This is a genomic window from Halomonas sp. (assembly GCF_041689495.1).
Taxonomy (GTDB): Bacteria; Pseudomonadota; Gammaproteobacteria; order Pseudomonadales; family Halomonadaceae; genus Halomonas.
In genome coordinates, this window is record NZ_JBDNGD010000001.1 from 1 (window position 1) to 13,456 (window position 13,456).

14 protein-coding genes and 1 pseudogene are annotated in these 13,456 nt (G+C 63.6%); 4 read left to right on the plus strand and 11 right to left on the minus strand.

The features are described 5' to 3' along the window. Nucleotides 1-136 (plus strand): annotated as a pseudogene (locus ACESMD_RS00005) (lipoyl synthase); the annotation flags it as partial. A 101-nt stretch (nucleotides 137-237) separates the two neighbouring features. On the opposite strand, the gene lipB reads toward ACESMD_RS00005, so the two are convergent. The 11 genes from lipB to ACESMD_RS00060 all read right to left on the minus strand — a co-directional run bounded on the left by lipB (nucleotide 238) and on the right by ACESMD_RS00060 (nucleotide 10,672). After that, nucleotides 238-909, minus strand: coding sequence for a lipoyl(octanoyl) transferase LipB (lipB, locus tag ACESMD_RS00010; RefSeq protein WP_372609254.1), 672 nt, complete (start codon nucleotides 907-909; stop codon nucleotides 238-240). A 2-nt stretch (nucleotides 910-911) separates the two neighbouring features. After that, nucleotides 912-1,226, minus strand: coding sequence for a YbeD family protein (locus ACESMD_RS00015; protein ID WP_372609255.1), 315 nt, complete (start codon nucleotides 1,224-1,226; stop codon nucleotides 912-914). Between the two features lie 77 nt (nucleotides 1,227-1,303). Then, the gene (locus ACESMD_RS00020) at nucleotides 1,304-2,512 is read right to left on the minus strand and encodes a D-alanyl-D-alanine carboxypeptidase family protein (RefSeq protein WP_372609256.1); all 1,209 of its coding nucleotides are present in this window, start codon (nucleotides 2,510-2,512) and stop codon (nucleotides 1,304-1,306) included. 53 nt (nucleotides 2,513-2,565) lie between these two features. Next, nucleotides 2,566-3,522, minus strand: coding sequence for a septal ring lytic transglycosylase RlpA family protein (locus tag ACESMD_RS00025; protein ID WP_372609257.1), 957 nt, complete (start codon nucleotides 3,520-3,522; stop codon nucleotides 2,566-2,568). Further along, nucleotides 3,519-4,589 carry a lytic murein transglycosylase B gene (gene mltB, locus ACESMD_RS00030; RefSeq protein WP_372609258.1) on the minus strand — a complete coding sequence of 357 codons (1,071 nt, stop codon included), beginning with the start codon at nucleotides 4,587-4,589 and terminating at the stop codon, nucleotides 3,519-3,521. Before mltB ends, ACESMD_RS00025 begins: the two co-directional genes overlap by 4 nt. Nucleotides 4,590-4,625: 36 nt before the next feature. Then, nucleotides 4,626-5,786, minus strand: a complete 1,161-nt coding sequence (gene rodA / locus ACESMD_RS00035; RefSeq protein ID WP_372609259.1) for a rod shape-determining protein RodA — start codon at nucleotides 5,784-5,786, stop codon at nucleotides 4,626-4,628. A 3-nt stretch (nucleotides 5,787-5,789) separates the two neighbouring features. Further along, nucleotides 5,790-7,697, minus strand: a complete 1,908-nt coding sequence (gene mrdA / locus ACESMD_RS00040; protein ID WP_372609260.1) for a penicillin-binding protein 2 — start codon at nucleotides 7,695-7,697, stop codon at nucleotides 5,790-5,792. A gap of 75 nt (nucleotides 7,698-7,772) precedes the next feature. After that, nucleotides 7,773-8,240 carry a 23S rRNA (pseudouridine(1915)-N(3))-methyltransferase RlmH gene (gene rlmH / locus ACESMD_RS00045; protein WP_372609261.1) on the minus strand — a complete coding sequence of 156 codons (468 nt, stop codon included), beginning with the start codon at nucleotides 8,238-8,240 and terminating at the stop codon, nucleotides 7,773-7,775. Then, nucleotides 8,237-8,626: a ribosome silencing factor gene (gene rsfS, locus ACESMD_RS00050; RefSeq protein WP_372609262.1), complete on the minus strand. Its 390-nt coding sequence runs from the start codon at nucleotides 8,624-8,626 to the stop codon at nucleotides 8,237-8,239. The genes rlmH and rsfS overlap by 4 nt, the downstream gene beginning before the upstream one ends. A 79-nt stretch (nucleotides 8,627-8,705) precedes the next feature. After that, nucleotides 8,706-9,332 (minus strand): nicotinate-nucleotide adenylyltransferase, encoded by a 627-nt coding sequence (nadD, locus tag ACESMD_RS00055; protein ID WP_372609263.1) that lies wholly within the window; start codon nucleotides 9,330-9,332, stop codon nucleotides 8,706-8,708. 32 nt (nucleotides 9,333-9,364) lie between these two features. Then, the gene (locus tag ACESMD_RS00060) at nucleotides 9,365-10,672 is read right to left on the minus strand and encodes a glutamate-5-semialdehyde dehydrogenase (protein ID WP_372609264.1); all 1,308 of its coding nucleotides are present in this window, start codon (nucleotides 10,670-10,672) and stop codon (nucleotides 9,365-9,367) included. Between the two features lie 97 nt (nucleotides 10,673-10,769). On the opposite strand from ACESMD_RS00060, the gene ACESMD_RS00065 reads away from it, so the two are divergent. From ACESMD_RS00065 to ACESMD_RS00075, 3 genes are all read left to right on the plus strand, one after another. Continuing rightward, complete coding sequence (locus ACESMD_RS00065) at nucleotides 10,770-11,636, plus strand: hypothetical protein (protein WP_372609265.1); 867 nt, start codon at nucleotides 10,770-10,772, stop codon at nucleotides 11,634-11,636. Continuing rightward, nucleotides 11,633-12,568 carry a GGDEF domain-containing protein gene (locus tag ACESMD_RS00070; RefSeq protein ID WP_372609266.1) on the plus strand — a complete coding sequence of 312 codons (936 nt, stop codon included), beginning with the start codon at nucleotides 11,633-11,635 and terminating at the stop codon, nucleotides 12,566-12,568. The genes ACESMD_RS00065 and ACESMD_RS00070 overlap by 4 nt, the downstream gene beginning before the upstream one ends. A gap of 69 nt (nucleotides 12,569-12,637) precedes the next feature. After that, nucleotides 12,638-13,456: DedA family protein (locus ACESMD_RS00075; protein WP_372609267.1), on the plus strand; the 819-nt coding region annotated here is incomplete at its 3' end.

Sequence of the window (13,456 nt, forward strand, 5' to 3'; positions counted from 1 at the left end):
CTCCGGCCCCCTGGTTCGCTCCAGCTATCGAGCCGACCGGGTCTTCGAGAAGAATAACCTCGGCCTGGCGGCCCCTACCAAGGTGCCTGGCCAGGCATCCGATCCCGACCGCATCCAGGCGATCAATGTCGGCTGAGCGCCCTAGCGCAATGATGGCCGATGCCTGATGGGTGTCAACAAAAAAACCGCCGGAGTGGCGACTCGGTGGGTTTCATTATTCTCGGCACCGGTTGCCCGTCACTGAACAGCTGGGTGCCAGGAGCTTTCAACTGAGCGATGCCCGAAGGGAACCAGCTCCCTTCCCAGCTCTCTTGCCAGGCACTCAACAAGACGCTCGCCCACGGCCTCGACCCCGGGGCAGTGGTCAACCAGGTCCGCCAGGCGTGTCATGGCCAGGCCGGCATAGCCACAGGGGTTGATGCGTACGAAGGGTGACAGGTCCCCATCGACATTGAGGGCGACCCCGTGAAAACTCGACCCACGACGGATACGCAGTCCCAGAGAGGCGATCTTGGCTTCACCCACATAGACGCCGGGCGCATCAGGCCTTGCCCGTGACGCCACGCCATAGTCGGCCAGGACGGCAATCACGGCTTTTTCCAGGGCCGTGACGAGATCACGCACGCCCAGCCGCGAACGGCGCACGTCCAGCAAAGGGTAGAGGATGATCTGGCCGGGGCCATGATAGGTCACCTGCCCTCCCCGGTCGGTCTGCACCACCGGGATATCACCGGGCATCAGCAGGTGCTCTGGCTTGCCCGCCTGTCCCTGAGTAAATACCGGATCATGCTCGACCAGCCAGAGCTGGTCGGGAGTATCGGCATCCCGGGTATCCGTGAGGTGGCGCATGGCCTCCCAGACGGGCCGATAAGGCCGGCGACCCAGCAGATGGACATCCAGTTCGCGCATCCTCATACCACCATGTGCACGCGGCCGGTCGCCTTGAGCTCGAGAAAGAGGGCCTGGAGTTGCGACTCGCCCGTGGCTCGAATGGAAAGCCGCACGGACTGGAAGCGGCCGTTGCGGCTCGGCACCACCTTGATGCCGGCAGGTTCGAACGCCGGGTCATGGCGGCTGACTATCTGGCAGACGGTGGCGGCGAAGTCCTCGGCGGCATCACCCACCACCTTCAGCGGGTAGTCGCAAGGGAAGGTGATCTTCGGCGGCTTGCCCCCAGGCCGGGGAGCAGAAGGCCGGCGCAGGTCACGCAGGGTCTTGTCGGTCATGGGACGTCCGGTGGTTCTAGAATTTATACGCCCATTTTACGCAAGCCAGCGCCTAGCGCCTAGCGGCGCTGGAAGGTCTAACCGAACCAGCGCCCGATGAGTTGACTGAAGAAACGCTGTACCTGATCGAAGAGACGCTTGAAGAACCCACCCTCCTCGATGCTCTCCAGGGCCACCAGGGGCTGCTCACCGACTACTTCGTCGCCCATCCTGACTTCCAGGGTCCCGACGGCCTGGCCGACCTGGATCGGGGCCACCAGGTCCGGGCGAATATCGAGACGGCCACTGAGTTCCTCGTTGCGCGCCCGCGGCACCGTCATGTGAACGTTCTGGTCGACCCCCACGCGCAACTCGTTCTTCTCGCCGCCCCAGAGACGCGGGGTGTTGAGGACGGCACCTCGCTCATAAAGCTTCAGGGTCTCGTAGTAGCGAAATCCGTAACTGAGCAGTTTCTGTGTCTCCTGGGCCCTGGCCTCCTCCGAGTCGGTACCCATCACAACCGAAATAAGGCGCATGTCCTCGCGCTTGGCCGAGGCCACCAGACAATACCCAGCCACCTCGGTCCAGCCCGTCTTGAGCCCATCGACCGTGGGATCGCGCCACAGGAGGCGGTTGCGATTGGCCTGGTCGATACCACCGAAGCTGAACTCCTTTTCCGAGTAAGTGGCATAGTGTTCCGGATAATCATTGATGATGTGCTGGGACAGAAGCGCCAGGTCACGCGCCGACGAATAATGGTTTTCATCGGGCAGCCCGGTGGCGTTGACGAAATTGGTGTTATGCATGCCCAGCCGAGTGGCATGCTGGTTCATCAGGTCCGAGAAGGGTACCTCGCCACCGGCGAGGTACTCGGCCATGGCGACACTGGCATCATTACCCGAGACGATGATGATGCCCTTGAGCAGATCGTCGACCGAGACCCGGGTGTCGACTTCGATGAACATCTTGGAACCACCAGTGCGCCAGGCCTTCTCGCTGACCGGCACCATGTCATCGGGGGATATGTTGCCACGATCGAGTTCCCGCTCCACCAGATGGGCCGTCATCAGCTTGGTCAGACTCGCCGGAGGCAGGCGTTCGTCGGGGTTTTGCTCCGCCAGCACGCGGCCGCTGTAGGCATCCATCAGGAACCAGGATTGAGCCGCCAGTTGTGGCGGGGCCGGAATCATGGTCTGGGGCTGGGGAACCGGAATCACCTGGGCTGACGCCTGGGAGAGGGTCAAGAACCCCATGGCCAGCAGCATGAGAAACACGCCAAGACGAAAAGGTTGGGCAAGCACTCGCATAGGGGAAAATCTCGTTGTGGACATCTGGGATATCATGGTAGAGAAACGGCGTCTCAATCGACACCCTTGACGACAAAGCTCTGGTCGAAACCGGCAAGCCGGAGTTCATCGCGCGCCGGGGCCAGCTGGCTGTCTCTGGACAACGGGCCGACCTGCACCCTGTACAACCCGGAAGCGCTGGCCACCCTCACTGGATGCGAAAGGGCCGTCTCGAGGCGGCGCTTGAGGGCCATGGCATTCTCCGCGGAACCCAGGGCCGCAATCTGCAGATAGACGTCGCCATCGGCCGAACCCGGATCCGGCGACCGGAACTCGGCCTCCTCCCGATCGTCCGGCGCGCCAATGGATGCCACGACGGCCGGGGCCGGCTCGGCAGCAACCACCGAGTTCGCCTGTGCGGATGACCCTTGCTGCTTGCCTCGACCGTTCTTGGCCAGCCAGCGTTCCACTTCGATGGCTTCGACCTTTACCCGCCCGGTTCCCTGATCGAGAAGTTCCAGACGGGCCGCAGCGGCATAGGAAAGGTCGATTTCACGATCACTGTGGAAGGGTCCGCGATCATTGACCCGCACGATCACTGACCGTCCATTGTCGAGACTCGTGACCCGCGCATAGGTCGGCAAGGGCAGCGAGCGATGGGCGGCGGACATCTTGTACATGTCGTAGATCTCGCCATTCGAGGTGGCATAGCCATGGAACTTCTCGCCATACCAGGAGGCCTTCCCCTCCCGAGCATAGCCTCGCGAATTCGGGAGGACCCGATAGGTCTTGCCCCAGACCTCATAGGTGGAGCGGTTGCCGCCACGGGAATGGGGCTCGAGTCGTGGAACCGCATCGGGCACCCGGCTGACATCGGGAGGCTGCTCGGGATAGGCGTCACCGGACATGGCGTAACGCCCGCCGGTACTGGGAGCCGTCGACGCGGAAGTCTCCCGGTGCGGCTGAACACTTCCGCCACCGGCACAGCCGGCCAGCAGGACGACCAGGATAACTAAGGACCAGGCCTTCATGGGGCATCCTCCACATCGCGGCTCACCGCCTCTAGCCAGTGAGCATCGAGCAGCCGGGCATCGGCGATTGACTCGGCGAGTTCGGTCACCGCCATGGCATAGAGATGGCTATGATTGTAGCGGGTGATCACGTAGAAATTGTGCTCGCCGAGCACGTAGTGCCAATTGTCCTCTCCCTCTTCCAGCGACACCGGCAGCAGTCGATGGTCCGCGGCAAGCGAGTCCGGGACCTCGAGACCCGCCCCGGCGAGCTCCGCCGCCGGCACTGCCGGCGGCCGCGCGGCACGGTTGAAGTCGATGCCAGTGGGGGGCGTGGCGGGCCCCTCGACCGAGTGGTAGATCGGCTCGCCCCGCCGCCAGCCATGCTCGGCGAAGTAGTTGCCGACACTGCCGATGGCATCCACGGGGTTGGTCCAGAGGTCACGAAGGCCATCGTCGTCGAAGTCGACCGCATAGGCCCGATAGCTGGTCGGAATGAATTGCGGGTAGCCCATGGCACCCGCATAGGATCCATCGAGACTCCCCGGATCTACCTCCTGCTCGCGTGTTATCTCGAGGAAGGCCGCCAACTCGCGACGAAAGAAGTCACCGCGCACCGGATGGTGAAAGGCCAGGGTGGCGAGTGAGTCCAGCACCCGGTGACGACCGGTGAAACGACCATAACTGGTTTCCACCCCGATGATGGCGGCAATCATCTCGGGGGGCACCCCATAGACCGAATCGGCGCGTTCGAAGGCATCCCGATGCGCCTCGATGAAGGCGAGACCACGCGTGATGCGCTCGGGCTGCAGGAAGATCTCGCGGTACTCGTCCCAGCGCAGGCGGCGCTCGGCGGCCCCTGCCATGGCATCCAACACACCCTGCTGAAAATCGGCATCACGCATGGCGCTTTCCAGCCAGTCGCGATCCATGCCCTCCGCGACCAGTTCATCGACCAGGGCCCTGACGCCCTCATGCCGGGAGGGGTCGAAATCCGTATCTGCCTGGACGCCCAAGGTCATGCTCGCCAGGCAGACACTGGCAATCATGGCCAGGGCCCTGTGGCCTTGCAAATGGGGCACCTTCATGGCGTTACCTCTCCCTGGAAATCGCTCATCCATCGACTAGCGCGGCAGCAGGCGACGATGGGATTGAATGGCCATCAGAATACCGAAACCGGCCAGCAAGGTCACGCTGGAGGTGCCGCCGTAACTGACCAGCGGCAGGGGCACCCCGACCACCGGCAGGATACCGCTGACCATACCGACATTGACGAAGACCTGGATGAAAAAAGTGAGGACAATGCTGCCGGCGAGCAGCCGACCGAAGGTATCCTGTGCCTCGGCGGCGAGCCAAAGACCCCGGCTGACGATCAGGAGATAGAGTAGCAGGATGCTCAACATCCCGACTAGGCCGAACTCCTCTCCCAGCACCGCAATGATGAAGTCGGTGTGGCGCTCCGGCAGGAATTCCAGCTGGGATTGGGTACCCTGCAACCATCCCTTGCCGAAAACGCCACCACTGCCGATGGCAGTGGTCGACTGGATGATGTTCCAGCCCGACCCCAAGGGATCACTGTTGGGATCGAGGAAGGTCAGGACGCGCTGGCGCTGGTAGTTATGGAGGTTCATCCACAATAAGGGCAATGCCGCCGCGGCCAGGCCTATCATGAAGAGAATGAAGCGCCAGGAAAGCCCCGCCAGAAGAATCACGAACAGGCCCGCCGAGGCCACCAGCAGCGAGGTTCCCAGATCCGGCTGCCGGCCGATCAGGATAACTGGCAGGCCGATGAGGGTGACACAGACGAAAAGATCCCGCCACCGGGGGGGCAGCTCCCGCCGACTGAGATAGGCGGCCACCATCATCGGCATGGCCAGTTTCATCATCTCCGAGGGCTGGAAACGAATCACCCCGGGAATCACCAGCCAGCGCTGGGCCCCCATGCCCATGTCCCCGATCAGCTCCACCGCCAGCAGCATCAGTAAACCCAGGACGTAGGCGGGCAGGCTCCAGCGCATCAAGGTGGTGGGAGAAAACTGCGCCAACACTCCCATCACTGCCAGCGCCACACCGAAACGCACTCCCTGGGCGATGACGGTATCGAGCTGCTGGCCACTGGCGCTGTAGAGCACCACCAGGCCCGACAGCATCAGCACCAGCAGCATCCCCAGCAGCCAAGGATCCAGATGGATGCGTTCCCGAAGACCCTTCCTGCGAGACATCCCGCTCTCGGGAGGACGCACGGGATGCCCCCGAAGTGCCCGGGGCAGATCGATCATTGCCATGACTCAGTTTCCCGCCACATTGCCAGCCTCGCTTTCCATGGCCTCGCGAAGTTCCTCGACATCGAGCTGCTCATCTTCAAGCAGCCAGGCATCGGTCATGGCCTTTGCCAGAGGCGCGGCATAGGTGCTGCCTCCTCCGACATTCTCGACGATCACCGAGACGGCAATCCGGGGGTCTTCCAAGGGGGCAAAGGCGATGAAGAGGGCATGGTCACGCAAGCGTTCGGCCAGTTCATCAGCGTCATAGCGCTGATCCTTCCCCAGGGAGAAGACCTGGGCAGTACCGGACTTGCCGGCCATGCGATAGTCGAGGTCGACACCGGTACGTCTGGCCGTCCCCTCCTGTCCGGAGAGTACCTTTTCCATGCCGGAGAAGACCCGATCCCACCAGACATCGTTTCCCACCTGGATATCCGGCGGGGTATCGGGCAGTTCCAGGGGGACATCTTGATCGCCCACCCGACTGGCCAGGCGGGGCGTCACCCAATGCCCGCGGTTGGCCAGGATGGCGGTAGCAGTGGCGAGTTGCAGCGGCGTCACCTGCCAGTACCCCTGCCCGATACCCACCGAGAGCGTCTCTCCGGGATACCAAGGCTGATTGAAGCGACCACGCTTCCAGTCTCGCGACGGCATCAGGGCACTGCCTTCACCGAAGACATCATGAGCGACCCGCTGGCCGAAACCGAAGGCACTCATGTAGTCATGCACCCGGTCGATACCCAGCTCATTGGCCAGGGTGTAGTAATAGGTGTTGTTGGAAACAGCGATGGATCGCTCCAGGTCGACGCGGCCGTGGCCCCCGCGCAGCCAGTTGCGATAGCGGCGGGAATCATTGGGCAACTGGAAATATCCCGGGTCGAAGATCGTCTTTTCAGGGGTGATAACCCCTTCCGCGAGCCCCGCCATGGCCAGGAAAGGCTTGATGGCGGAGCCCGGCGGGTACTGGCCGCGGGTCGCCCGGTTGAACAGGGGGAGATCAATATCCTCCTGGAGGGCGCGGTAGGACTCCACATCGATCCCGGTCACGAACTGATTGCTGTCGAAGCCCGGCTCCGAGGCCATCGCCAGGATCTCGCCGGTGGCGGGGGCGATGGCGACGATGGAACCCCGCCGCCCGTCGAGCAGTTCATGGGCCAGTGTCTGCAGATCCTTGTCGAGAGTCAGGGTCAGGGTCTCTCCCGGAACGGGGTCGCTGCGACCCAGTTCACGAAGCACTCGCCCGCGGGCATTGGTCTCGACCTTGCGCAGGCCCGCCTGTCCATGCAGGGCATCCTCATAGAAGCGTTCCACCCCGGTCTTGCCGATGAAATGCGTCCCCGCATAGCGACCAGCATCCAGCGTCTGCATCTCCTCGGCATTGATGCGTCCCACATACCCCAGGGCATGGGACATGATCTCGGCGTCCGGGTAGTAGCGCAGCAGTTGGGCCTCCACCTCCACACCCGGCAAGCGGTGACGGTTGACCGCCAGGCGAGCGATCTGGCCCTCGTCGAGGTCACTCATCAGCAAGGCCGGCTGGAAGGGCCGCTGGCGCTGGCGAGACCTCAACCGGAAGGCCTCCGCTTCCTCCTCGGGAAGCGCCAGCAGGTCGACCAGCAGGGACAGGGTGGCGTCGAGGTCGTCGACACGCTCACGCACCAACGTCAGGTTGTAGGTGGGACGATTCTCTGCCAGAAGCACGCCATTGCGGTCATAGATCAAGCCACGAGTCGGCGGCAAGGGTTCCACACGCACCCGGTTATTCTCGGACCGGGTGATATACACCTCATGCTCGACCACCTGGAGATAGACCAGCCGACCCATCAGCAGGCCCGTCAGGGCAAAGATCAGGAGTATGGCAAGCAAGGAGCGGACGCGGAAGATACGCAGTTCCTGGCCGGGGTTTTTCAATTTGTCGCGTCGCGGGTTCATGCTCGGTCAGGACCTCGGCCGAAGGCGCGGATGCGGCGACATCACGTCGTCGCCCTGGCGTCGGTGGTAAGGCGTTCAACGGTGATAGGGATGTCCCACCATCAGTGTCCAGGCGCGGTAGAGCTGCTCTGCCAGCAGCAGGCGAACCATGGGATGCGGCAGGGTCAGCGGCGACAGTGACCAGCGCTGGTCCGCCTCGGCGGAAAGCGAGGGCGCCAGGCCGTCAGGCCCTCCGACCAGCAACACCACGTCCCGCCCCTCGAGGCGCCAGGCCTGGGCCTCGAGGGACAGCTGTTCAGTGCTCCATGCCTTGCCGGTCACCTCAAGGGCGATCACCTGCTCATCGCCCTTGAGCCGATGGCGTATGCGCTCGGCCTCAAGTGACATGGCCTTGTCCAGATCCGCCTTCCTGCCACGCAGTCCAAGAGGAATCTCCTCGATCTCGAGGGTGAAGTCACGAGGTAACCGCCTGCGGTATTCCTCGATGCCCTGATTGACCCATGAGGGCATGCGGGTACCGACCGCCAGAAGGCGAACCCTCATGCGCCACCGGCCTCGCCTCCCCGGCAGGCATCCGGGAGCCCGGGGATCTCGCCAGCGTCACTGGGCAAGTCGGCCCAGAGGCGCTCGAGATCATAGAGCTGGCGGGTTTCCGGCAACATGACATGGACAATCAAGTCACCAAGGTCCACCAGCACCCAGTCGGCGCCATTCTCGCCTTCGACTCCCAGGGGCTGGATTCCCCGGGACTTGGCCTTCTCGACCACATTGTCGGCCAGCGCTGCCACATGGCGGGACGAGGTTCCGCTGGCGACCAGCATCAGGTCGGTGACACTGGTCAGGCGTGAGACATCCAGGGTGGCGATGTCCCTGGCCTTGAGTTCCTCCAGGGCATCCACCACCAGAGTCTTGAGAGAATCGATTTGCATAATGCTCGGGTAAGCCCCTCATTGCAGCGAAGTCATCATTGAATGCCATTGTAACCGCTTGCGGAAGCGCTGACAGGGATCAAGCGCAATACAGACGCACTTGCCGGATCCTCTCCTCGACGGCCTCGGGCAGCAGGAAGCGAACGCTGCGCCCGGTTGCCAGACGCTCGCGTATCTCGGTCGCCGAGATGGCCATGCGTGAGGGCAGACACAGGCGCAACAACAAACCGGCGGGCCTTGCCATCAGGGCGTCCAGTGAATCGACCTCACGGCCACACAGCAGTTCCGCGAGCGCTCCAGGCAAGGGGGCATTCCAGTCGGGACGATCGATGACCACTACATGGGCCAGGGCGAAGAGCCGTTCCGGCTCATGCCAGTCGGCCAGGCGCAGGAAGGCATCATGGCCCAGCGCCACCACCAGGCGAGCCTCTTGACCATATTCCTCTCGCAGTGACACCAGGGTATCGGAGGTATAGGAAGGTCCTTTTCGTTCCAGTTCCCGGGCATCGGCAACCAATCCCGGCGTGTCGCCGATACCGAGCGTCAAGAGCGCCAGACGCTCGCGGGCCGGCACATCCGGCGCCCCACGCAAGGGAGGCAGGCTGGCCGGTATCATGTGCACCCGATCCAGTGTCAGGGCTTCGTGGAGTTCCACGGCGCTACGCAGGTGACCCAGGTGCACCGGATCGAAGGTGCCTCCCAGCATGGCAATCCGCGGGGGTCGGGATGCCGCCGCGGTCACTGACGGATCTGACCGTCGCCGAGGACCACATACTTGAGCGTGGTCAATCCCTCCAGACCGACCGGGCCGCGGGCATGGAGCTTGTCGGTGGAGATACCGATCTCGGCTCCCAGGCCATATTCGAAGCCATCGGCAAAGCGGGTGGAGGCGTTGACCATCACCGAACTGGAATCTACCTCCGCCAGGAAGCGACGCGCCAGACCATAATGCTCGGTGATGATCGCATCGGTGTGATGGGAGCCGTAACGCTCGATATGGGCAATCGCCTCATCGATCCCCTCGACCACACGGATGGCCAGAATCGGTGCCAGGTACTCGGCATGCCAATCAGCCTCTTCGGCGGCGACCACCTCGGGCAGGATGGCACGGGTGCGCTCGCAGCCACGCAGCTCCACGCCATGCTCGGCATAGGCGGCCGACAGCTTCGGCAGCAGGGGCTCGGCCAGGGGCGCGTCGACGAGCAGGGTCTCCATGGTATTGCAGGTGCCATAGCGATGTGTCTTCGCATTCACGGCAACGGCCAACGCCTTGTCGGGATCCGCGGTGGCGTCGATATAGACATGGCAGACACCATCCAGGTGCTTGATCACTGGCACCCGCGCCTCTCGAGTAATCCGCTCGATCAGGGACTTGCCACCCCGCGGGATGATCACGTCGACGAAGTCCGGCATGGTGATCAGTCGTCCCACGGCGGCACGGTCTGTGGTGGCGACCACCTGAACGGCCGTCTCGGGCAGACCGGCATCGACGAGACCCTCCCGGATGCAGGCGGCGATGGCGGCGTTGGACTCCTTCGCCTCCGAGCCGCCGCGCAGGATGCAGGCATTGCCGGACTTCAGGCACAGGCTCGCCGCCTCCAGGGTGACGTTGGGACGCGATTCATAGATGATGCCGATCACGCCCAGCGGGACGCGCATTCGACCCACCTGGATCCCGCTGGGGCGGGAGTGCAGACCATCGATCTCACCTACTGGATCGGGCAAGGCGCCCACCTGGGCAAGACCCTCTAGCATGGCATCGAACCGTGCCTCGTTCAGGGCCAGACGATCGAGCAGGGCTGCCTCGAGCCCATTGGCGCGACCCCTTTCCAGATCACGTTCATTGGCGGCCAGTACCTTGCTCCTGGCAGCATCGAGTCGCTCCGCCATGGCTGACAAGGCCCGGTTCTTGTCGCCGGTCGTCGCACGACGCATCCTGGCGGCAGCGGCACGGGCCGCTTGGCCGAGACCGACCATGTAGGCGTCCACATCGGTGAGACCCGGCGTCTCGCTGGAATCTGCGGAAAGGGAGGCGTTGGCCGTCATACCTTGATGTTTCTCCTTGGATCGGTGGCGCAGAGACAGGGGCGTCAACGGCATTATACTCTGCCGATAGTCATTAATGGATGCATAGTAAGCCACCATGCAGAGCAAGTACAAAGTACAGCTGCTCAGGGGATATCTGCTCATGGCAGGGCTGGGGGTAGCATGGCTGGCCCAAGCCGCCCCCAGCCTGCCGGAAGAAATGCTGCTCTGGCTGACCTCGGGCTGGCTGTGCATAACGGCCATCATGCTGGACTTCAGCCACCGACGGCCGGCCATGGTGCCCTGGCAGCTGCTGCCCAGCCTCCTGCTGGCCGCCCTGATCTGGGTGGCCCCGGAACGCTACCAGACCTGGCTCTGGGCCTGGGCTCTGCTTATCATGCTGCCCCAGCCGCCCTGGATGGGAGGCGTCAATGCGCTTCTGGCAAGCGTGACCTGGTGGTCGCTGGCAGCGGGAGAGAGACTCCCGCTGGCCGCACTTACCGGCGCACTGCTGGCCGGCATGATGACTCTCGGCCTGGCACGCAACCTGGAACTCCAGGGGCTTCGCGCCATGTCCCGACACCGGGTGAGACTGATCCCGGGGCTGCACCTTTGGACCAGTGGTCGACTCATCCAGGACCTGCCCAGTGAACGCGCCCGCGCCCAGCGTGAAGGAATCCATGCGGAACTGGTGCTGGTACGCACCTCCCTGCTCGACCTCTGGCCGCTCGCCCAGCGCCTCTGCCGATTCAGTCGCCGCTTCGAAAACTGCTACCGTCTCGACCGTCGAACCCTGGCCCTGATCCTGATCGATCGCGATGCCGAGCAGGCCGGGCAACGCCGGCAGGACCTGCTGACGATGCTCGGCGATGTTCGGCGATTTCGTGCCTCGGCGCTCTCACGCATCGAGTCACTGGGTGACGAGATCCACGCCATGAATCGCCAGCATGCGACCGTCACGGTGATCCGGGAGTTCAACCCATGACCGACCTTCTTTCACGAGTGTCAAGACTCCAGGCTATGGTCTTCGCCGCCGGGGCCCTGCTGATGGCCGTACACGGGCTTTGGCTGTACCTCATGGGCGATTACTCGCGCCTCATCCTGCCGGCCACGACGGTGCCCCTGATGGTGCTGGCCGCCATTCTGCGCATGGGCAGGAACGAACCCTCGCGACTCTCGTCCTACCTGGTGTTGATCGGCGGCTATCTGCTGATTGCCGTGGAATTGATCCAGCCATCAGGGCAGGCCTCGCTCTGGCTGGGACTCCCGCCGATCCTCACCCTGCTGGTATTACCCCTGGGACCCGCCATCCTGCTGAATACCGCCCTGGCGCCGATCTGGGTGGTCTTGCTCGGTGAACTCCCACCGGACCCGAGGCTGGTCATCGGCTATCTCACTCTGGTGGTGATGGCCGGCCTGGTACCCTGGGAGGTCCTCCGCCAGAAGGCGCTGATGCGGGTCACCGATCCCGGTGACGACGAATGTTCGGCCCTCAATGCGCTGAGTCTGCATGACCGCCTGTATAGCGAAAGCCAGCGTGCCGGCTTTCTCGACCAGCCTCTCGCCGTGCTGGTGCTCCATCTGCCACAGCTAGAGATGGCCGGCGAACAGTTCGGTCCCAAGGCCCGGCAGGCCCTCCTCGATGCGGTCTGCCAGGAAGTGGAGAAGCGATGCCGGGACAATGACCTCCTGGGGCGGGAATCCTCGGAAGATTTCTGGCTGGTGCTGCCGGATACCAGCGAGAACGGCGCCCTGCTGGTGGCTCAGCGTCTCGAAGAGGGTCTGCAGGATGTCGTGCTCCTCGAAACCGGACAGGTGGAAGTTCGCCTCACTCCCTGTATTCTCCGGGCCGGAGAATCCCCGGAACACTTCGAACAACGCCTGATGGCCAGAACCCAGCACTTGGCCGATCCCTGATTACCCGTGCCGAGTGGAGCCACCATTGACCCTTGCCGATCTGCTATACCAGTTGACGCCCTGCCCACGGTGCTGCTGGTGGCCTTCACCGGTGCCGTGATCGGCGACGGTGCCAACTTCCTGCTGGGGTACACCCAACGTGAAAGGGTCATGGGGCTCTGGCCGTTGTCCCGTCACCCCGAGTGGTTGGCCCAGGGATCACGCTTCTTCCGGCGCTACGGCAGCCTGTCGGTCTTCTTCGCCCGCTTCGTGGGACCCGTGCGCCCGATAGTGCCGATGATCGCCGGCATGATGCGCATGTCACCCAGAACCTTCTTCTGGGCTAATCTCGCCTCGGCCGCTCTCTGGGCACCAGCCTACGTGCTCCCTGGTTACCTGCTGGGACGCACCTGGCAACAGCTGCTGGACCTTCCTCCCGGTGCCGAGGTCATCCTGATCGGCCTGGCGGGAGGCCTGGTGATCCTGGCGGTGGTTTTTTCCTGGCTGCGTCAGCAGGTCACTCGCTCGGGACGCCTCTACCGGCTGGTGGCAGCCGGTGCCCGACGCCACCCTGTCATGCGTCGGCTGTGGCTGGGCCAGGTCCGTGGCCGCGATGAAGTCCCCCTTGCCAGCTGGCTGCTGCTGATCCTGGCACTGGGAGCTCTGTCCGGCTGGACCCTGATGGTGATCCTTCAGGACGGCCCGACGGCACTGGATCTGCGCATTCACGCCCTCTTCGCCTTCCTCTGGACACCCGGCCTTGAGCATATCGGACAAGCCCTGGCTCGGAGCGGTGACACCTACGGCATCCTGGCTCTAGTCCTGCCCTGGGGCCTATGGCTACTGAAGGAAGGACACAGGGCGGCCTTCTGGCATCTCACCGCCGGCCTGGTCGGCATTGCCCTGCTC

Coding starts and splice junctions, on each gene's coding strand:
- ACESMD_RS00015 (WP_372609255.1), bottom strand. CDS start 1,226: ATGACCGACAAGACCCTGCGTGACCTGCGCCGGCCTTCTGCTCCCCGG.
- mltB (WP_372609258.1), bottom strand. CDS start 4,589: ATGAAGGTGCCCCATTTGCAAGGCCACAGGGCCCTGGCCATGATTGCC.
- rlmH (WP_372609261.1), bottom strand. CDS start 8,240: ATGAGGGTTCGCCTTCTGGCGGTCGGTACCCGCATGCCCTCATGGGTC.
- ACESMD_RS00025 (WP_372609257.1), bottom strand. CDS start 3,522: ATGAAGGCCTGGTCCTTAGTTATCCTGGTCGTCCTGCTGGCCGGCTGT.
- ACESMD_RS00020 (WP_372609256.1), bottom strand. CDS start 2,512: ATGCGAGTGCTTGCCCAACCTTTTCGTCTTGGCGTGTTTCTCATGCTG.
- rodA (WP_372609259.1), bottom strand. CDS start 5,786: ATGGCAATGATCGATCTGCCCCGGGCACTTCGGGGGCATCCCGTGCGT.
- rsfS (WP_372609262.1), bottom strand. CDS start 8,626: ATGCAAATCGATTCTCTCAAGACTCTGGTGGTGGATGCCCTGGAGGAA.
- mrdA (WP_372609260.1), bottom strand. CDS start 7,697: ATGAACCCGCGACGCGACAAATTGAAAAACCCCGGCCAGGAACTGCGT.
- ACESMD_RS00070 (WP_372609266.1), top strand. CDS start 11,633: ATGACCGACCTTCTTTCACGAGTGTCAAGACTCCAGGCTATGGTCTTC.
- ACESMD_RS00060 (WP_372609264.1), bottom strand. CDS start 10,672: ATGACGGCCAACGCCTCCCTTTCCGCAGATTCCAGCGAGACGCCGGGT.
- nadD (WP_372609263.1), bottom strand. CDS start 9,332: ATGCTGGGAGGCACCTTCGATCCGGTGCACCTGGGTCACCTGCGTAGC.
- lipB (WP_372609254.1), bottom strand. CDS start 909: ATGCGCGAACTGGATGTCCATCTGCTGGGTCGCCGGCCTTATCGGCCC.
- ACESMD_RS00065 (WP_372609265.1), top strand. CDS start 10,770: ATGCAGAGCAAGTACAAAGTACAGCTGCTCAGGGGATATCTGCTCATG.